Here is a 20,288-nt window from a genome sequence, read left to right on the forward strand (position 1 = left end):
TCTCATCCAGTCTGCAAGTTGAAGTCCACTTGAGGTCAAGCATGCAGGAACTCGATATCGGCCAGGTCAGCCGCCAATCCGGCCTGCCCGCCTCCACCCTGCGCTACTACGAAGAACGCGGGCTTATCTGCCCGGTGGGTCGCAATGGCCTGCGCCGCGTCTACGATGCCGACGTCATGCAACGGCTGGCATTGATCGCACTCGGGCGCGCGACGGGTTTTTCGCTCGATGAAATCGCCGGCATGTTCGATGAACAGGGCCGCTTTGCGGTGGACCGCCCGCAATTACTGCGCAAGGCCAACGATCTGGATCGGCATATCCAGCGCCTGCAGGCGCTGCGCGATGGCTTGCGTCACGCCGCCCGTTGCAAGCAGACCGATCACCTGCAATGTCCTGTTTTCCGGCGCTTGTTGAACAACGCATTGCTCAAACACGGCAAGCACCGGCCGCAGAAAATGCCAGCGCCTCGGTAACCGGGCAATTCGCCAGGGTCATCTGCGGCGCCATCACGTGGCGCCACTAAACAAGCATGACCAAAGGCCTTTCAGATCACGGATCGAGCGTGACCCGCAGCTGTTTGATCGTTCCGTTGAAGGTGAACGGCAACGCATAGTCCGCACTTACCGGCGACGTGTAGGCACGTCCGATACCCAGCGACCCCAGCACCGGCGAGCCCAGCCGTTCAACACGGCGTTGGGCCACCGTTTTTCCGTTGACGTACAGCGTGACCGTGCCCGCGTTGCCTTGTGCATCGCGAGCGAACGACATACGCAACGTAGCCGGCCCCGTTGACACGGCATCGGACGACACCACCTGCGCCCTGTCGCGCCCGTTGACGTTGTTGGCAAACACCACATGCCCCTCGCGCAGATACCAGGCAAAACCACCGAGGCGACTGCCATAGGCCATCAACATGCCCTGCCCGCCACCCTCCGGAATCTCGACCTCCGTCTGCACACTGAAGCTGGTACGTGCCAAGCGTGGCAATGACTTGCTGGGCAGGCGCTGCAGCGGTGGCACAAATTCGAACAACTGACGCGAGCCAGCCACAGTGGGCGCGCCGTAATCGCGCCCTTCCACATAGTTGGACAACGGATAAACGTGGTTGTCGCGCGCCTGCTCATCGAAACGGCGCTTCATTGCCGCCAGCCTTTCCGGGTATTCCGAGGCCAGATCCTTGGCCTGGCTGAAGTCCTGGTTGAGGTTGTACAACTCCCAGCGGTCCGCCTCGAATCCTTCCCGATAGGGCTTCACCCAAGGCGTCATATGACGAGCGCTGGCAATCCAGCCATCCTCGTAAAGTGCGCGGTTCCCGAGCATCTCGAAGTACTGCACGCGGGCCGGGGCAACGAATGCAGCATCGTTGAAGCTGGCCGAAAAGCTCACGCCGTCGAGCGGCCGCTGCACCACGCCATCGAGCACTTTCGGCATGGGCGCACCTGCAACCTCCAGGATGGTCGCCGCCACGTCATTGGCATGCGCAAACTGCTGCACCGTCGCACCGGGCTGTCCGATCTTCCCCGGCCAGGACACCGCCATCGCCACACGCAGGCCACCAAAATGCGAAGCAACCTGCTTCATCCACTGGAACGGGGTACTACCTACCCACGCCCAGGCGGAGGAATAGTCATTGAAATGCTTCGGCCCACCGAGTTCATCCAGATGCGCCAGCTGCGGCGCGTGGCCTGCGGCAGCATCCATATAACCGTGAATACCTTCCATGCCGCTGGCACCGTTGTCGCCGGCCACATAGAACACCAGCGTATTGCTGGCCGGGTCGTCGGCCTTGACCTGTTCCAGCAAGCGACCAACCTCATGGTCGGTATGGGCCAGATACGCAGAGAACACTTCCATCTGCCGGGCGAATACCTGCCGCTGCTCCGTACTAAGCGATTGCCATGCCGGAATCTCTGCCGGACGGTCGGTCAGCACCGCATCTGCCGGTACGATGCCCAGCGTTTTTTGCCGGGCAAAGATCTGCTCACGCAGGACATCCCAGCCCTGGTCGAACTTGCCGCGGTACTTCTGAATCCATTCCTGCGGCACATGATGGGGCGCATGCACCGCACCCGTGGCCAGATACAGGAAGTACGGCTTCTGCGGTGCCACTGAACGCTGCGTGCGCACCCAGCCAATCGCCTCATCCACGAAATCCGAGGTGAGGTGGTAAGCCTGCCCCGGGCGCTGCACCGGCTCGACGGGCGTGGTGTTGCGATAGAGGCTGGCCGGCTCCCAGTGGTTGTCACCACCGTGGTTCATGATGCCGTAGAAATAGTCGAAACCCAGTCCGGTCGGCCAACGGTCAAACGGGCCAGCCGGCGACACTTCCCACTCAGGCGTGTTGTGCCACTTGCCGATGGCAGCAGTGCTGTAGCCGCTGCGTGCCAGCACGCGCGCGATTGGCGCCGCATCCGGCTTCCACACTGCGTCATAGCCGGGCGTACCCGTGGCCCAGTCCGCCACGCGCCCAAAACCGACGGCATGATGGTTGCGGCCGGACAGCAGCGATGCCCGCGTCGGCGAGCACATGCCGGTGGTATTGAAGTTGGTGAAGCGCAACCCGCCCTGCGCCACATTGTCGAAGGCTGGCATCTGCGCCACGCCGCCATAACCGGCCGGGTCACTGAAGCCGACGTCGTCAAGCAGCACCACAATGATGTTGGGTGCGCCCTCGGCAGCCTGTGCCACTTGCCACTCGCCTGCAGCCACCGGCGCCATGACCGACATTGCCAGCACGCCTAGCAGACGCGCACGGTAGCGCAACGTTATTGCCCGCATTCCCCCCATCACACCACCAACCGATTCATCTGACTGACACGCACCATGCGCAGGCCCACCCGCAGGATCAAGTAAACCGGCATCGCTTCTGTCAGTAGCGTTGGCAGGTTCTGAGCGATTGCTCCTGCCAAAGCGGGCCTGACGACCGCCGCTTGATGGGATTTCAGCTCGGATCAGGCGCCGGATTGATTGTTGGCCGCCGCACTTCGCCGCAGCGTGAGGTTGTAGAGGGTCCCATAAACCCCGGTGACCGACAGCGGCACGATGATGGTCCGGGCGATTTCCGGCGTGCCCGCCAGCCAGTGGATGCTGGTCAGCAGTGTGAGCGATGCAGCCAACGCCGCCAGCGGTGGCAACCACCAACCGACACTTCCCGGCAACCGTGCAGATAACGCCTCGATCATTCGCTTGAGGAACAGCGTGATCAACGCCGACAAGGTGCCCTGCACCAGTCCGGCAATCAACGGTTGCGGCATGGGATGAGCCACATTGGCAAAGGTTGCCCAACCGCCCATGGCGATGAAGGCAACGGCCATGTGTAGTGCGGTGCTTTTGATGGCTTGCTGTGTTTGCTTCATTGATTGCCTGCCTGATCGGTGAAAGAGCGGGCTACCAAATCCGCGACCCATGCCCAGGATAGGCTCATTCCAACAGCCCCAGAAAGGCACGCATGCGCTCCAGCTCCGCCTCGCAAGCCCTTCGGAACGCAGCATCACGCGGCGCTCGGCCATCCACAAAGCCGAACTGCGACTGCAGCTCACCGCCGGCGACACTCAGGTTGGCCCAGCCAATCACCCGGTCGTGCCACAGCAGCGGCAATGCGTAATAGCCCAGTTTGCGCTTGGGTGCGGGCGTGTAAGCCTCAAAGCGATATGCCCAGCCCCAGAACAGCTCGAAGCGGCGCCGGTCCCACACCACCGGATCAAAGGGCGTCAGCAGCCGTACCGCATCGTCGGGTTTCCAGCGCACCGCGCGCGGATTTTCATCGGCGGGCCAATACCATTCCACCCCATCAATGCGAGCAGTGCCCAGGCGCTCACGCGCACGTTTGAGTGCTGCCGCTCGCAAACCCTGCCACTGCGGTACACCGCTGCGCAGATACCCCAACAACTGGCCCAAGCTGGCTGCTGGCAGCGGTGCGTACTTGCGTATGACGATATCGAGCAACGCATCCAGACGTTCGTGAGCGACCACCTCGTCCACTGGTGTCGTATCCGCCTCGCGCAACGCATAGACGCGCGTTCCTCCATCGCGACGGGCAACGCGCAACATGCCCCGGTAATGCATGCCATCGAGCAACTGCGTACTGGCATTGGACGAGCCACCAAACCAATTGGTGGTCTTGCCATGGGCGAAGTGCGCATCCACTTCACGGGGATGTACCGGGCCGCGTTCGGCAACGAACTCGCGTACCGCATGCGCCTGTTTCCAGCGCGTCGGGGTCCATACCACGCGCGCCTCGCGCGGGTGCATCAGCGCATGGTGTTCGCGCGGCAGAAAGCCGTAGTTGACGAAGAAGTCTTCCTCCAATGCCAATCGCGGATAGCGTTGTTCCAACTCGCCTGCACGGTAGCCAGTAACCCGGTGACGCAAGGTCAGATCCTGCGCCCGCGCAGGCGCCCGGATGGGGTCCGCCTGGACAAAGCCCAACTTGCCGATCGCCCGCATCAGGGTGGTCGGCTTGAACAGCGAGCGGGCGACGGCGTAGCGGCGCAGGTGGTCGAGGGTGAGGTTCATAAGCCAATGATGCACACAAGCCGGGGCGTCATCCCATCGCCCCGGCGCCAGCCCCGGTCAATGCTGCCGGGTGACGGAGCGACAGTAGTGCTCGGCGAGGGCAAAAGTGAGCGGTCGTTGGTCCGTGAGATGCCATTCGGCCGCCAGTGCCTTGGCATCGCCATGAATCACCTGTCCCTGCACGCCGCGCGATTCAAGCAGACCGGGTAGCTTCTTACCGAACTCGCTGGTGCGGGTGTCATCAGTGGCGACGATACATACCGGCATGCCCGGCGCGATCGGCGCCTCGGCCAACATTTCCTGCAGATCCTCAATGCTGTCGTCATCGTTATCCAGCTCGTCGACGCCAGCGCCCTCCTCCGCAAGCCGATACTGCAGACGGTCTGCTTCCAGCAGCATCACCATCAACTCCGGCGCCTTGGCAGAATCCACCGCGCACTTGGCCGCAACCGGCTCAGCTCGGACCGCGCTCACGCTGCCATCCTCAGCAACGCGACGGATTGCTATCCCGCAGCTGCCACCGCCGAAATCACGGATCATGTCGCCCTCGTAATCCACTCCCGGCTCAGGGATGAAAGCGATATGTATTCCGCGACCTCGGTTGCAACTCCACCCCGAGCCACTGGCGATGTTCGCCTGCAACGACACAGGCTGCCCCGGCACCAGCGGGTACTCGGCGTAGTACGGGCTGGCCCACAGCTTGTCGCGTGAATCCAGATTCCGCGTGCTTTCGGTCTCGGGAATACCGATGGATTCATTCGGGCGCTTCTTTCCAACCAGCGCCTTGAAGTTGTGTGATAGCGCGCCGGAGGCCTCGATCTCCTCGTCGTACTCATCCTCACAGCGCGCATTGGTGTACATGGTCAAACCGACACCGTTCTGGCCGAACAAGCGGATGCGCGCGGGGCGCTCGATGGTGGCGGTGGGTTCTTGCGGGCTGTCGTCTGCTACTGCCCAGGCACCTGCACAAGCAAAGCCCGTCAAAGCTGCAACCAAAAAACGGATTTTCATCTGTTCGACTTCCGTTTCGAAAATGGATATTTAGGGGATCAAGGCCTCAAATCCTCGCCCCAGAAACGCAATCGCTGCGCTCGGAGATGCTCCTGGGACAGAAGCTTATAGCTAGTTCTAATCAAGGTATACGCCGCCAAGGACCGCAAAACTCTCTGCTCGGGCTTCCCGCATCCGCCCCAGATCAAAATTGCCCCAAGTGGACCTTCCCTGGCAAATTGCCATTGAAATTCGACTTAATCTGAGATTTCGCGTTAACTTTGCCCTCGCTTGAACACGGGGGGCATTGCTTGACAATCAGGGAAACCCTAGAAGAGATCCTGCGGCTGCAGCTCGCCTACAGCCCCGAAACTACGGATGCCATGACTCGAAGAGGGCGATTAGTGAGAGAGAGCGCAGCAGAATTTGTGCGCTCCGAGTCGACCGCATTGACGTCAGCATTGAGCATCAAAAGCACTGACCTCCTTGTCGAAGGTAAAGACGGCATAGGAAGAAAGTCGAAGGTTCCCTGGGTCCGCTTTGCTTCTGCTAAACGCTCTCCTAGTGCCACCCTAGGCTGGTATGTCGTGCTGTTGTTCCGCGAGGACGGCAGCGGGATCTATATGACACTCGCACACGCGTCAACCGAGAACAACGAAGGAAATCTTCAGAATCGCTCGTTGCAGGATGTGCGACGCATGATGGTATGGGCTCGTGCGATCTTGGCAGCCCATATGCATAGCGACCCTCGGCTTCAGCACCCTATTTCGCTTGGAAACGGGAAACTAGCTAAAGCCTATGAACTTACATCGGCCACGGCATACTTCTATCCCCGCAATGCCATTCCGCCGGAAGAGCACATTCGCTCTGACTTACGGGAGATGGCAAGGATGCTTAGTTCCATTTACGAAAATGAAGATCTTCAAAGGCGCACCGGAGAAACCTCTTTAGATGTAATCGCCGCGTTGAGCAAGGTAGAAGATTCCACCGAGAGCCGGGAGCGTAGTGCTACTCAAGGCTTTGGACTCACGCAACCGGAACGCCGCGCGGTGGAACAACAAGCCATGCGACTTGCCGCTATGTATTTGGGCCAACTCGGCTACAAAGTGGAAGACACGAGTGCCAAGCATCCCTATGACTTCAAGGCCACCCGCCTAGAAGAAGTCCTCTACATTGAGGTCAAAGGAACCACAGGAGCAATTGGCGACGTTGTGCTGACCAAGAACGAGGTGAACCATCATCTGCACCAACATCCGAACAATGGATTGATTGTCGTGCATAGCATCCAACTATCCAGAAGCGAAGCTGGGCCACGAGCGACAGACGGCAAGCTCGAAGCAAGAATTCCCTGGAAAATAGAGAAAGAGCACTTGGAGGCCATCAGCTATCGATACCGTACCGACAGTATTTTCTAGTTCGACGAAAGCAAATCCGAATAGGCGCCTTTGAGATCGATACGCATTTCAAGGGATTACTTACTGGCTGGCTGGCTGGCTGGCTGGCTGGCTGGCGATAGTCCCATCATGCAGAACCGGGGGAGGCCGACTAATAAAGAGGCAAGGGCATTCCGTCGCATCCAATCTTCTTTAACAAACACTCCCCTTTCAGCATAGCCAGCGCAGGGCACGCGCTACCCTATTCGCCTTCCAGCACCACCCCGCACGCCGCAATCACCCCCATGACCACCAACAACCACCGCGTCCAAGGCCTCAACAACGACGAGGTATCACCCGACTGGCCGGCGATCAGCGACCACGAGGTCGCTTGGCTGCGCGAGCGCTTCCCGCAACTTGAAGGTGCTGGCCCGGTGCTGTGGCATAGCCCTCGTCCCATGTCAGCGGCTGGGATTGTCGAGAGCGCGGCGTGGCGAGCTTTCATCAAGCGTCATCACCACAGCGTTCGCGATGCAGCGAGCTTGACCGAGGAACATCGCTTCATCGCGCACCTTGCCGATGCGGGCGTGCCGGTGGTTCATGTACTGAAGGACCGTGACGGCGCGACAGCGGTTGAACACGACGGTTGGACCTACGAAGTGCATGCCGTCGCTGAAGGCGTGGATCTGTATCGCGACGCGCCTTCCTGGACGCCGCTGACCAAGCTGGATCAGGCGCGGGAGGCCGGCAGAATGCTCGCCGCGCTGCATCAGGCGTCGGCAAGCTACGTCGCCCCGCAACGCAGCACCCACGTGCTGGTGACGCGCGATGATCTGCTCCGCACGGCCAACCCCGTCGCGATGCTGGAACGCGATTTCGTCGAACGCCCGGCGCTGGCCGACTACCTGTCGCACAAAGCCTGGCAGCACGACCTCGAACACACCGTGCTGCCCTGGCACGCGGGGTTGGCCGAGCGACTGCAGGATGAGCCACAGTTGTGGGCGCACAACGATTGGCATGTCTCCAACCTGCTCTGGCGTCGCGAGGGCGATGCCACGGTCGTGGCAAGCGTGCTCGACTTTGGCTTGGCGTCACCCACCAGCGCGCTGTTTGATCTGGCCACGGCTATCGAACGCAACGCCGTGGCGTGGCTGGAACTGGAGCGCGGCGCGCAGGCCGTGCATGTGGATACCGCACTCGCTCTGCTCGACGGCTACCGACAGGTGCGGCCCTTGTCAGCCACGCAGGTGCATCTGCTGGCCGACCTGCTGCCGGTGGTGCATTTCGATTTCGCGCTGTCGGAAGTCGAGTACTTCCAGGGCGCTACCGGTTCAACCGCCGACGCTGACGTGGCGTATCACATCTTCCTGCTCGGCCACGCGCAATGGTTCCGAAACCGCGACGGCCAGGCACTGCTTGCCGCGCTGCACGCGGCCGCCTGAATACCGGCGAGGGGCAAACCCGTACCGTTTGTGGTCCAATACGCCCCTGAAGCGGGGGTGCCTGGTTGTTGCAGGCTGAGAGAGTCCCTTGGAACCTGATCCGGTTTGCACCGGCGTAGGGAGCTTTGAGCAGCAGGCACACCACCTTCAGGGTTGGTTGCGCGTGCGCGCCTTCGCTTCGTCTCCCCCTCCGGCTGATGACGAACCGAATGAACCGCTGCTACCGAATCTCGTTGTTGACTGCTGCGCTGAGCGCGGCGCTGCCGCTGCACGCCAGCACTCCTGAAACCGACGCTTCCGACCGCTCCACCACCGAGCTGGCCGCCGTGCGCGTGCAGGCCAAACAGCCTGGCACGAAGGACTCCCAATCCAACAGCTTCGGCGCCGGTGACTGGAAAAACACCCCGGCCTCGATCACCGTGCTCGACCGCAGCCTGCTCGACAGCCGCCACGTCCGCACGCTGTCCGAGCTGGCGCAGAACGATGCCTCACTGGGCGACAGCTACGCGCCGGTCGGCTATTACCAGAACATCGCCATCCGCGGCTTCGCGCTGGATACCGCCACCGGCTACCGCTTCAACGGCCTGACCATTGCCGGTGAGCAGCGCCTGGCGCTGGAGAACGTACAGCAGGTGGAAATCCTCAAGGGCGAAGCCGGCCTCGCGGCGGGCGTCATCGCGCCGGGCGGCGTCATCAACTACGTGGGCAAGCGCCCGGCCGAAGTCCGCACCGTCACTTTCGCCACCGATTCGGAAGGCACGCGCTACGCCACTGTGGACGTGGGCCACTGGGTGACGCCGCGCATCGGCGTGCGCTTCAACGCCGCGTGGGACGACAGCGCTTCGTATATCGATCACGCCGATGGCCGCCGCAACTTCTATTCGCTGGCCACCGATTGGTTGATCGGCGAACGCGGCAAGCTGGAAGTGGATGCCAACTACCAGACCAGCGCGCAGCGCTCGGCATCGGGCTACCAGCTGCTCGGTGCCACCGTCCTGCCGCGCAACGTGGACCGCAAGCACATGCTCGGCTACCAGGCCTGGCAGCAGCCGGTGGGCATCGACAGCACCAACATCAGCGCGCTGCACACCTTCGATTTCAGCCCGACGTGGCAGTCGCGCGTGTCGGCCAGCTACAGCCGCTCGGTCATCGACGACAACGTCGCCTTCGCCTATGGCTGCTACTACGCCGCCGAATGCGCCGATGGCAGCGTGCCGGGCAATTACTTCGCGCCCAACGGCGACTACGACATCTACGACTACCGCAGCCCGGACGACACGCGTCGCAACCAACAGCTGCGCGCCGAACTGCGCGGCCGTTTCAACACCGGCAATGTCGAACATCAGCTCACGTTTGGCGCGGACTACTTCGACCGCACCGTGGACAAGCGCCGCAACGTCAACGAATACGTCGGCACCGCCAACATCCACGACAAGGACGTGCCGCAATTCGTGCCGTCGCCGCTGCAACCCGGCCCCTCGGTGCGCCGCTTGGACAGCGAGCAGAAGTCGCTGTTCGTGCTGGACCGCATCCGTTTTGCCGATGATTGGCAGTGGCTGGCCGGTGGCCGCTTCGTGCGTCTGGACGAACGCACCTTTGACAAGCGCGGCAATCCCGAGCGCGCGAGCCGGCTGTCACGCTTCCTGCCGCAGACCGCGTTGATCTGGAGCGCGACCGACGAACTCAATCTCTACGCCAGCTACGCGCAGGGCATCTCGCTCGGCCAGGAAGCGCCGTTCTGGACCACCAATGAAGGTACCTTCCTGCCGGCCGTGCGCTCACGTCAGCTGGAAATGGGTGCCAAGTACACACCGTCGGACGCACTGACGCTGGGCGCTGCGCTGTTCCGCATCAGCCAGCCGTTCCAGTACGCCAAGCCCAACGACAGTGATTACGGCTACACCTTCGTGCAGGAAGGCCAACAGAACCACATCGGCCTGGAACTGAGCGCGCAGGGCCGCATCACCGAGCGCCTGCAGCTGACCGCCAGTGCCAGCGCGTTGCGCGCGCGTGCACGCAACACTGGCACGCCGGCCTACGAAGGTCACCCGCTGATCAACGTACCGACCACACGCGCAACGCTGCACGCGGATTATCAGCTGCCATTCGCACCCGGCCTTGGCATCACCGGCGGCTGGCGTTATGCGTCGTCGAACGTCGCCACCGCCGATGGACGCGTGCGCGCGCCGAGCTACAACGTTGCCGATGTAGGCCTGCGCTTCCAGCACCAGCTGCGCGAGCACGCGGTGAACTGGAACCTGTCGGTCGACAACGTCTTCAACCGCTTCTACTGGCGCGATACCGGCAGCAGCTCCGGTGACTATTACCTGTTCCCCGGCGCCCCGCGTCAGGCGCGCCTGTCGGTGACCGTCGCGCTATGAACCCCGCGATTCTCGAATGGTCCGCCGTTGGCTTCAGCATCCTCGGCGTCTGGCTGATGGCGCAGCGGCGGATGCTGGCCTGGCCGGTCGGGCTGATTTCGGTGGGGCTGTATGCGCTGGTGTTCGCCGAAGCCAAGCTGTATTCGGACACACTGCTGCAGGGCGCATTCGGTTTGTTCCTGCTGTACGGCTGGCTCAACTGGCGCAAGCAAGCGCAGGCCGAAGGACAGATCATCATCGCGCCACTGGCATCACGCCAGTGGACGCGAGACCTGAGCATCGGCATCGCCTTCGGCATCGCACTGGGCGCCGCCATGCACACCTACACCGATGCCGCCCTGCCCTGGCTCGACGCCATGCTCGCTGCGCTCAGCCTGGTCGCACAGTGGTGGCAGGCACGCCGGCATAGCGCCGCGTGGTGGCTGTGGATCGTGGTCGATGTGGTTTACGTGGGCATGTATGCCGTGAAGTCGCTGCATGCGACAGCGGGGTTGTATCTCGTCTTCGTGGGGCTGGCGGCGATGGGGTTGCGGGCGTGGAAGAACGAAGAAAGCCGGGGCCGGAGTCAGGTTTCACCAGCCGCCTAAGTCCAGCGCCATGGTCATGTGTGTGCCTTGTCAGTCTCCATACCGCTGCATCGGGGCTGGCAAGGCTTCACGCGAACCAAGGCGTGATGCGATCACGCCTCAGGAAAGCGCAGCTTCCGCATCCGCCTTCGGTCGGCCATTCGCAAGAAGGCGATCCGTTGCCGGCAGTGCCCACTCCACCCGGTTGCGCCCGGCCTTCTTGCCGCGATAGAGCGCTGCATCCGCAGTCTGCATGGCCCGATCCAGCGACTTCTCGTCGCCAAAGCAATCGGAAATAGCCACGGTTACCGTGCAACGCAGCCCTTCATAACGCGCGCCTTGCAGCATGACCTTCTGCTCGATGGTGCTGCGCACGCGCTCCGCTACACGCAACGCGGCAGCGTCATCAGCGCCCATGCAGATCGCAGCAAACTCCTCGCCACCCAGCCGGCAGACCAGATCATCTTTGCGAACGGCGCCTCGCAGGGCTTCGGCAACACCGCACAGCACAACATCACCTACGTGGTGACCGTAGTTGTCATTGATGCGCTTGAAATGATCAACATCGATCAACAGCAAACGCGCCCGGGCGCTCGGCCGCTGGAAGCAAGCATCCAACGCCTCAGTCAAACCTCGACGGTTGAGCAGTTGCGTCAGCGGATCACGTGCGGCCATGTTGCGAAGCGCGTCCGTCAAGCGACGCAGGACCAGCCACACGATGGACGGCGGAAGAATGGTCGCCAGCGAACACATGTAGACATAGAAGACCATCTGGAACTGGCCATCCATGCTCAGCGCCGCCAGCCCGCCACTCAGCAGCTTGCTGAGCTTGATGATGTTCAACACGCAGATGCCGCTGATCAACAACGCGAACAGCAGTACTTCGCCGCGCAAGTCTCGCGCAAACGTTCGCGCGCCATATAACAGCACCCCCACCATGCCGACGAAGCACAACGCGCACATCGCCGCGAGCATGGAATAACGCGCCACCGAGCCCCACGCCCAATCCACCAGAACCTGCGCGGCGGCATACCCCACTGCCAAGCCGATCAACGGCCAGAGCAGCGGCGTCGAGCGACCGAAGAAGCGAGCCCCACCCACGCAGTACGCCAGCAACGAGCAGAGCGTAAGCGAATGATTGATCACGCTCATCCAGCTCCACCCCGCCGGCCCTTCCAGCAGCTGCAGCACATACGCCATGCCAAGCGTGAGGTTACCCACCGCAAATGCATCCATGCCCATCTTCTCGCCGTGCAGGCGCCGGCTGATGAGCAGGAACATCACGGTGAAGCTCAGCAGGTAGACACACAACATGCCTACGAGAAGGGTGGCGATCATCGGGTGTTCGACGTTGGGGACAGAGCGGATGCAGGGACAGCCGGGCCACTGCCGACCAAGTTGAAGCAATGGCGTACGGCAGGCGCCCAGGCGAGCGGCGGGGAATATTACGAGACGCGTATCCTACCCAATCACGCCGTCCGACCGGCACTGCAGCTTTCAACTATCGAATGCCCCATAACTCTTACGATCAAGAGCAGTAACCCGGGTCAGATTCGGGTTCCCACATCAACCCGCTGGCTCCACGGATCGTCGCTACTGGCCGAACACTTCAGCCTCGTCTGCACACACGCAATGAGGCCGACTTGGCCAGACAACCAAGAAACGATCTACCCGGTGTAGCGCAACACGTCATGCAACGTGGAAATGACCAGCAACCCTGCTTCTTCGCGACATCGACCGCATTCGGTACCTGCAGGATCTGTGTAAACACTCCCTGGCAGGCACCTGCAACGTGCATGCGTATGTATTGATGACCAATCATGTGCATCTGTTGATCACGCCCACCCAGACAGGCGCGATCAGCCGGCTGATGCAATCGCTGGGGCGGCGCTATGTGCGCTACATCAATGACAGCTACGGACGAACCGGCACGTTGTGGGAAGGCCGGTATAAATCGCATCTGGTCGCCAACGACGAACACCTGCTGCGCTGCTATCGCTATATCGAACTCAATCCCGTCCGCGCAGGGATGGTGGCGCATGCGGCCGATTACCGATGGTCGAGCTATGGCCGCAATGCGATGGCCTGGCTGATCCGCTTGTTCATTCGCACGTCTGTTACAGCAGGTTGGAAAATATGGAAAGGGAGCGACTGCAGGCTTATCGCGAGCTGGTTCCACAAGCGTGCGACGAAGATGCAGCGCGCTTCAGCGATCACTTGCGACATCAACATCCGATGGGAAATGAGCGATTTCGAGCGGCTATCGAAGCGCAGGCCGGTCGCAGGCTCACACCAGGAAAAGGGGCCGACCGAGAAAACAGAAGTCAGAGACATAGAAACTCGACTCTGACCCCTGTTTTCCGTGATCCCTGTTTTCCGAAGTCAGATACCTAGAAACTCGACTCCGACCCCTGTTTTCGCTATTTTCGCTGTTTTCATCAGCAGATTCCATCGAATATAGAGAAGGAGCTCTTTATACTCCGCCGAGCGTCCGCCCCCCGCTTCAACTCATCCAATATAACAAGAGTTGGAATCCAGGTGTTAACCGCAACTTGCATTAAGTTAAAAGCAGAGATAGCCAAATCCGACTTGGGTGCTTCTTTCACTACAGACACCAAGTCCAAAACACCATCAAATGCACCCAAACCATCAATACTTTCCGCATAATTCTTAACGCGCTTATTACTTCTCCTGTATCCAACAATGTCGCCTATTAACTCAGCACGTTGAATTCCATCATCCGATGTCGCAATCAAAGTGGGGGCTCGATTACCAAGTCGCGAGAAGCGACGCCACTTCCTTTCAGAAACATCCTTAACCGGACCGACCAACTCATCTATCCGATCAAAATAGCCCTCGTCCATGACTGGATGCTTCCCGTCAGACTGAACAGCAAAGACGTCACTCATTCCAGAGATAAAACCAAATTGCATATCCATCTCCGGATCTTCAAAGAAGCCATCACCCGCTTCACCACAACACTTTTCGACGAACGGAAGAATGCACATGTCCGAAACGAGTCCGTGATCGATCTCAAATAGCAAGGAAAGCAAACTTGAGTATCTTTGAACATTCTGACCAAAGAACATTCTCTTTATTAACTCGTCGCGATCAGAGCCTGAATCAAAATATATGAATTGCGCGGAAAAATAATCCTGAAATGACTTGTGCGACCATCTATATTCGTTTGATTCACGCACGAACAATGGAACCGCCGACACAAGATCAGAGCGAAGTCCCGCCGCATCTGTCTTGAGCCCCGTCTGCTTTAAGGCCAAATCAACCAAGAGTGAAAACTCTTCTTGCGAATACTGGATCACCCCCTTCCTGAAGGACATGAATCCGAGGCTTCTCATAAACCTATGGAACTCTTCAATATCCAGATTTGAACGCTTTCTGCGTTCAAATGCTCCTTCTTTACTCAGATCGTGATCCTGGTACAGAGCATCAAAAACCTGCCGATAAAAAATATTCTTCTTAATCGGAACTACGGCCTTATAATCAAAAGCTTTGTACAGAAGCGTGACCAGCAGTGGAATTCTTAGGAATTCATCAACTGCAGGCATGCTTGAGATTTTCGATATCAAATTTTCAGCGACACCACGACCATCGTCATACCGCCTAAGTAAAGAAAATGCCTCATCCCTGCTCAGATCAGCGATGTCATATCGCAGATATCCGGCAAAACTTGTTAAAGCAGGATCTGGCCGAGAAGTCAAAACAAAATTGCAGTACTGAAACTCAGCCGAAAGCCTAGATATTTCTTCGCTTACCCTTTGGCGAACTGACGGTGAAAGCTCATCATACCCATCGAGAAAGATAACGAAATTACCCTCCTCCATGGCCAATATCAACTCATCCCTTACACTCCCCCTCACATCCCCAACAAAGTCAAAACAGATCAAGTCCAGAAGTGACTCATCATCCTTGACACGCCTGAGCTCAATTAAAATGGGTATCTTTTGAAGCTCCTTAAGTGCGCACCTGAATATATATTTAGTAATCGTCGACTTTCCCATCCCAGCATAATCAACGACAAGAATGCAGCGACCCGCGTCAAATAGCTGGTATGGATACCCTGAGATTCGGATGGACGATTCCGACTGATCTGAAATGAGCTCCAAGGGCTCATACACGCTTTCCAAGACGAATTTTCCGCCTTGGATCGCTATGCTAGGCACATACTTGGTCCGCGCCTCCATGTTTCGATAGTAGGTTCTTGCTGATTTTACAAGTTGCGCCTTGGATTTCTTTCCAGAGAAATATGGGATCACCACCTTCTCCATAAAAGACTTCACCAATAGATTCGTTGCCCCCTTTGCCGCCGCAACAGCTGCAGGTTTTGCAACTGCGACGACCAACGTCTCTCCAATCATCATCATTCCCTTGCAAAAATAGGGAATTATATATACCAGCCAATATCTTAAAAAAAAAGAGCGACCCTTGGGCCGCTCTCCTTACCTAACAAACTGCTAGATCAAACCCCAACAGGATTAGCTTTCTCCGGATCAATCCCATACTGCTTGATCGCCCGTGCAACATCTTTCGCCGTCATCTTCCCGTCCTTCGCCAGCGCGGCAATTGCCGCATGCGCGATGTAGTAACGGTCAACCTCGAAGAAGCGACGCAGGTTGGCGCGGGTGTCCGAACGGCCGAAGCCGTCGGTGCCCAGTACCGAGTAAGTCGCCGGTACGAATGCACGCACCTGGTCGGCATAGGCACGCACGTAATCCGTTGCGGCGATGACCGGGCCCAGGCGGCCTTCCAGCAGCTCGGTGACGTACGGCTTGCGCGGTTCGGCTTCCGGGTGCAGGCGGTTCCAGCGCTCGGCGTCGAAACCATCACGACGCAGTTCGTTGAAGCTCGGGCAGCTCCAGATGTCGGCAGTGACACCGAAATCCTTGTCCAGCAGTTCGGCCGCTGCAATGGCTTCGCGCAGGATGGTGCCGCTGCCCATCAGCTGCACGCGCAGTTCGCCCTTCTTCGGCTTGCCGGCGTCGGTGAGCAGGTACATGCCCTTGATGATGCCGTCGGCTGCGCCTGCCGGCATGGCCGGGTGGGCGTAGTTTTCGTTCATCAAGGTGATGTAGTAGTACTCGTCGATCTGGTCTTCCATCATGGCCTTGGTGCCGTGCTGGAGGATCACCGTCACTTCGTAACCGAAGGTCGGGTCGTAGCTGCGCACGTTCGGGATGCCGCCAGCGACGATGTGGCTGAAGCCATCTTCGTGCTGCAGGCCTTCGCCGTTGAGCGTGGTGCGGCCGGCGGTGCCGCCAAGCAGGAAGCCACGGGTACGCATGTCCGCTGCCTGCCAGGCAAGGTCGCCCACGCGCTGGAAGCCGAACATCGAGTAGTAGATGTAGAACGGCAGCATCGGCACGTTGCTCACCGAATAGCTGGTACCGGCGGCCATCCACGACGCAATCGCGCCCGGCTCGCTGATGCCCTGCTGCAACACCTGGCCGCTCTGGTCTTCGCGGTAGTACATGAGCTGGTCGGCATCGACCGGCTTGTACTTCTGGCCGTACGGCGCGTAGATACCGATCTGGCGGAACAGGCCTTCCATACCAAAGGTGCGCGCTTCGTCGGCGACGATCGGCACCAGGCGCGGGCCCAGTTCCTTGTCACGCAGGCTGATGTTCAGCGTCTGCACGAACGCCATGGTGGTGGAATACGAACGCTCGCCCGATTCCTTGAGCAGGCGCTCGTAGGTTTCCAGCTTCGGTGCGATGAAGGACTTGTCGGCCTTCTGGCGACGCTGCGGCAGGTAGCCGCCCAGCGAAGCGCGGCGCTCCTGCAGGTACTTCACTTCCGGCGAATCCGGGCCCGGGTGATAGAACGGCACCTGGCCGTCCTTGAGCTGCTCGTCGGTGACCGGAATGTTGAAGCGGTCGCGGAAATGCTTGACCGATTCGTCATCCAGCTTCTTGGTCTGGTGGGTCGGGTTGAGCGACTCACCGGCGCTGCCCATGCCGTAACCCTTGACCGTCTTGGCCAGGATGACGGTCGGCATGCCCTTGGTGTTCACGGCCTGGTTGTAGGCGGCGTACACCTTGTGCGGATCGTGGCCACCACGGTTCAAACGCCAGATGTCGTCGTCGGACAGGCCGGCGACCATCGCGGCGGTTTCCGGGTACTTGCCGAAGAAATGCTCGCGCGTGTACGCGCCGCCAAAGGCCTTGCAGTTCTGGTATTCGCCGTCGACGGTTTCCATCATCAGCTTCTTCAGGACGCCGTTGGTGTCCTTGGCCAGCAGGGCATCCCAGTAACCGCCCCACAGCAGCTTGATGACATTCCAGCCGCCGCCACGGAACACGCCTTCCAGTTCCTGGATGATCTTGCCGTTGCCACGCACCGGGCCGTCGAGGCGCTGCAGGTTGCAGTTGACCACGAAGATCAGGTTGTCCAGGCCTTCGCGGCCGGCCAGGGCGATAGCGCCGAGGGTTTCCGGCTCGTCGGATTCACCGTCGCCGATGAAGCACCACACCTTGCGGTCGGACTTCTCGATCAGGCCACGGTTTTCCAGGTACTTCATGAACTGTGCCTGGTAGATCGCGGCCAGCGGGCCCAGGCCCATCGACACGGTCGGGGTCTGCCAGAAGTCCGGCATCAGCCACGGGTGCGGATACGACGACAGACCGCCGCCATCCACTTCCATGCGGAACTTGTCCAGCTGCTGTTCGTTGATGCGGCCTTCCAGGAACGCGCGGGCGTAGATGCCCGGTGCGCTGTGGCCCTGGATGAAGAGCAGGTCGCCCGGGTGGGTATCGCTCGGGGCACGCCAGAAGTGGTTGAAGCCCACGTCATACAGCGTTGCGCCGGAAGCGAAGGAAGCAATGTGGCCGCCCAGGTCGCCCGGCTTGCGGTTGGCACGCACCACGGTGGCCATCGCGTTCCAGCGGATGATGGAGCGGATGCGCCATTCCAGCTCGGCGTTGCCCGGGCTCTTGGCTTCCAGGCTCGGCGCGATGGTGTTGACGTATTCGGTGGTGGGAGAGAACGGCAGGAACGCACCCGAACGACGGGTCAGCTCAACCATGCCTTCCAACAACTGATGCGCGCGCTCGGGGCCCTCGACATCGATAACGGCCTTCAACGACTCGATCCACTCCTGGGTTTCCAGGGGGTTCGTGTCGTTGTTAAGCATCTCGTTCAACCAGTTCATTAGAGCTCCCAGTTACTGCGCGCACGCGCGCGCTTGTTCGTTATTTTGAGCTGCAAAGTGTAGCGCACCCGGCCCCTTGCCAAGCTGGCTACGGATGCGTATGGCAGTCCAAAAGCCAGTGTCCGCAAGACAGCTCGCGACAGCCTTGCGCTATGAACTCGGACACCCCGGGACAGCCCTGCATCGCGCTTGTTGCTGGATACAGGCGCTGACGCTGCCACCCGGTCGGGTCAGGGCAGTGACAGTGGAGTCATGCTGCATTGCAGCATCCATCAGCCAACAGGCAGCAGATGGCTGGCAGAACGCTCTGTCTGCCGTTCAGCAACTTGCGGCGATTGCTGTCGGTGAGTTTTCGATATATCGTTTCTGCCAATTCGATATATCGAAAGATGCCATGACCGCTACCGAACCCCGCCGTCGCAATTCCCCCCGCGCCCTGGGCCGTGGCGATCTACGGCTGCTGCTGTTGTCGCGGATCGGCCAAGGCCCACACCACGGCTATGAGTTGATCCAGCAGATCAGCGAGATGTTCGTGCGCGTGTACACGCCCAGCGCCGGCTCGGTGTATCCGCTGCTGGCCGATTTTGAGAACCAACGCTGGGTGCGCGCTGAAGAAGACGGCGGCCGCAAGCGTTACCACATCACCAGCCTGGGCCAGGCGCAGTTGAAGCAGCGTGCCACCGAGGTAGAGGACGCATTGCTGCGTGCCCGCCACAGCGCGCGCGTCATCACCCGCGCCAACATGCCGCCGGCACTGCGCGATGCCATGCACGAATTCACGCATTCAGTGATGGCTCGCCACGGCCGTTGGCAGAACGCCGACATCGAACGCATCACCGCTCTGTTGGAACAGGCCACCGCGCTGGTGCAGGACGTTCCGCAGGATTGAATTCAAACGTTGACCCCCACGACCAAGCCAGAGCGATCCAGCCAGGTCACCCCGGCACACGCCGTCATTGACCACACAGGTAATGCCATGTCACTGCACGAAACCCAATTGATCCGCCTCACGCCCCGCTTCCGCCAACTGCAGGTACTGCACAGCGAGCGGCTGACCCCGAACATGCAGCGCATCGTGGTGGGCGGCGCAGCGCTGGAAGGCTTTGACAGCCGCTCGCCGGACGACCACGTCAAGCTGTTTTTCCCCAATAACGAAGGTGCGTTCGTGCTGCCGGAGCTGACCGAGCAGGGCCCGCGCTACCCGGAAGGCCTGCAGCCCTCGCCCGCCCGCGACTACACCCCGCGTCACTACGATGCCGCTGCCAACACGCTGGTGCTGGACTTCGTGCTGCATGGTGACGGCCCGGCCACCACCTGGGCCGCCAACGCCGAAGTCGGCGATGAACTGGTGGTGGCAGGCCCGCGTGGCTCGCATGTGGTCGCGAATGATTTCGACACCTATGTACTGATCGGCGATGAAACCGCGCTGCCGGCCATTGCACGTCGTCTGGCCGAACTGCCGGCGCATGCGACAGCGGAAGTTTTCATCGAGATCCCCGAAGAAGGCGACCGCCAGCCGCTGGAAAGCCCGGCGCAGGTGACGGTGTCGTGGTTTGAGCGCAATGGCTTCGACGCAGCCAGCAGCACCCTGCTGGAAGATGCGCTGGTGGATTTCGAGCAGCCCGATGGCGACACGCACTACTGGATTGCCACCGAGTCACGCCGTGCGCGGATGATGCGCAAGTTCATCGAAGGCCACCTGCACGTGCCGAAGGACTGGATCCGCTCCACGGGTTACTGGAAGGCGCACCCGGACGAGGTGGAATGAGGTGATCTGTAGATAGGGCCTGCGCTCTATCTCTTCCTTATCGCGGTACGTGTTGCGTGAGGAAGGAGCCAACTGCACCCCTGCCCTT

Annotated in this window: 15 protein-coding genes and 1 riboswitch; of the genes, 8 read left to right on the forward strand and 7 right to left on the reverse strand. The window is 60.2% G+C overall.

The window, feature by feature from the left end:
* Positions 1 to 41: 41 nt before the first annotated feature.
* On the forward strand, positions 42 to 473 hold the full coding sequence (locus PAN08_RS14775) for a helix-turn-helix domain-containing protein (protein ID WP_269792259.1): 432 nt from the start codon (positions 42 to 44) through the stop codon (positions 471 to 473).
* A gap of 76 nt (positions 474 to 549) precedes the next feature.
* Here the strand turns inward: PAN08_RS14775 and PAN08_RS14780 are convergent, their stop codons facing one another.
* The 4 genes from PAN08_RS14780 to PAN08_RS14795 form a co-directional block, all read right to left on the reverse strand.
* A complete protein-coding gene (locus PAN08_RS14780) occupies positions 550 to 2,778 on the reverse strand; it encodes an arylsulfatase (protein WP_269792260.1) in 2,229 nt (742 codons plus the stop codon).
* A gap of 173 nt (positions 2,779 to 2,951) precedes the next feature.
* Positions 2,952 to 3,356, reverse strand: a complete 405-nt coding sequence (locus PAN08_RS14785; protein WP_269792261.1) for a hypothetical protein — start codon at positions 3,354 to 3,356, stop codon at positions 2,952 to 2,954.
* 64 nt (positions 3,357 to 3,420) lie between these two features.
* Positions 3,421 to 4,515 (reverse strand): crosslink repair DNA glycosylase YcaQ family protein, encoded by a 1,095-nt coding sequence (locus PAN08_RS14790; protein ID WP_269792262.1) that lies wholly within the window; start codon positions 4,513 to 4,515, stop codon positions 3,421 to 3,423.
* Positions 4,516 to 4,572: 57 nt separating this feature from the next.
* Positions 4,573 to 5,526, reverse strand: coding sequence for a hypothetical protein (locus PAN08_RS14795; RefSeq protein ID WP_269792263.1), 954 nt, complete (start codon positions 5,524 to 5,526; stop codon positions 4,573 to 4,575).
* A gap of 362 nt (positions 5,527 to 5,888) precedes the next feature.
* Here PAN08_RS14795 and PAN08_RS14800 point away from each other — a divergent pair, with 362 nt between their 5' ends.
* The 4 genes from PAN08_RS14800 to pnuC all read left to right on the forward strand — a co-directional run bounded on the left by PAN08_RS14800 (position 5,889) and on the right by pnuC (position 11,288).
* On the forward strand, positions 5,889 to 6,920 hold the full coding sequence (locus PAN08_RS14800; protein ID WP_269792342.1) for a DUF3578 domain-containing protein: 1,032 nt from the start codon (positions 5,889 to 5,891) through the stop codon (positions 6,918 to 6,920).
* Between the two features lie 263 nt (positions 6,921 to 7,183).
* Positions 7,184 to 8,320, forward strand: coding sequence for a phosphotransferase (locus PAN08_RS14805; protein ID WP_269792264.1), 1,137 nt, complete (start codon positions 7,184 to 7,186; stop codon positions 8,318 to 8,320).
* Between the two features lie 43 nt (positions 8,321 to 8,363).
* A riboswitch (TPP riboswitch) is annotated at positions 8,364 to 8,459 on the forward strand.
* A gap of 70 nt (positions 8,460 to 8,529) precedes the next feature.
* Positions 8,530 to 10,701 (forward strand): TonB-dependent siderophore receptor, encoded by a 2,172-nt coding sequence (locus PAN08_RS14810; protein ID WP_269792265.1) that lies wholly within the window; start codon positions 8,530 to 8,532, stop codon positions 10,699 to 10,701.
* Entirely contained in the window at positions 10,698 to 11,288 is a 591-nt protein-coding gene (gene pnuC / locus PAN08_RS14815) for a nicotinamide riboside transporter PnuC (RefSeq protein WP_269792266.1), read from the forward strand. The genes PAN08_RS14810 and pnuC overlap by 4 nt, the downstream gene beginning before the upstream one ends.
* Before the next feature lie 99 nt (positions 11,289 to 11,387).
* Here pnuC and PAN08_RS14820 read toward each other — a convergent pair whose 3' ends face one another.
* Complete coding sequence (locus PAN08_RS14820; RefSeq protein WP_269792267.1) at positions 11,388 to 12,605, reverse strand: GGDEF domain-containing protein; 1,218 nt, start codon at positions 12,603 to 12,605, stop codon at positions 11,388 to 11,390.
* A 472-nt stretch (positions 12,606 to 13,077) separates the two neighbouring features.
* Here PAN08_RS14820 and PAN08_RS14825 point away from each other — a divergent pair, with 472 nt between their 5' ends.
* Entirely contained in the window at positions 13,078 to 13,617 is a 540-nt protein-coding gene (locus PAN08_RS14825) for a transposase (protein WP_332840108.1), read from the forward strand.
* Between the two features lie 88 nt (positions 13,618 to 13,705).
* On the opposite strand, the gene PAN08_RS14830 is transcribed toward PAN08_RS14825, so the two are convergent.
* Together PAN08_RS14830 and aceE are read right to left on the reverse strand one after the other, a co-directional pair.
* Positions 13,706 to 15,643 carry an NACHT domain-containing protein gene (locus PAN08_RS14830; protein WP_269792269.1) on the reverse strand — a complete coding sequence of 646 codons (1,938 nt, stop codon included), beginning with the start codon at positions 15,641 to 15,643 and terminating at the stop codon, positions 13,706 to 13,708.
* Between the two features lie 101 nt (positions 15,644 to 15,744).
* Entirely contained in the window at positions 15,745 to 18,432 is a 2,688-nt protein-coding gene (gene aceE, locus PAN08_RS14835; RefSeq protein WP_269792270.1) for a pyruvate dehydrogenase (acetyl-transferring), homodimeric type, read from the reverse strand.
* Between the two features lie 394 nt (positions 18,433 to 18,826).
* Between aceE and PAN08_RS14840 the strand changes: the two genes are divergently transcribed.
* Positions 18,827 to 19,321, forward strand: a complete 495-nt coding sequence (locus PAN08_RS14840; protein ID WP_269792271.1) for a PadR family transcriptional regulator — start codon at positions 18,827 to 18,829, stop codon at positions 19,319 to 19,321.
* Between the two features lie 87 nt (positions 19,322 to 19,408).
* On the forward strand, positions 19,409 to 20,200 hold the full coding sequence (locus PAN08_RS14845) for a siderophore-interacting protein (protein WP_269792272.1): 792 nt from the start codon (positions 19,409 to 19,411) through the stop codon (positions 20,198 to 20,200).
* Positions 20,201 to 20,288 lie beyond the last annotated feature (88 nt).

The sequence above is a fragment of the Stenotrophomonas sp. Iso1 genome (genome assembly GCF_027497995.1).
Classification (GTDB): Bacteria; Pseudomonadota; Gammaproteobacteria; order Xanthomonadales; family Xanthomonadaceae; genus Stenotrophomonas.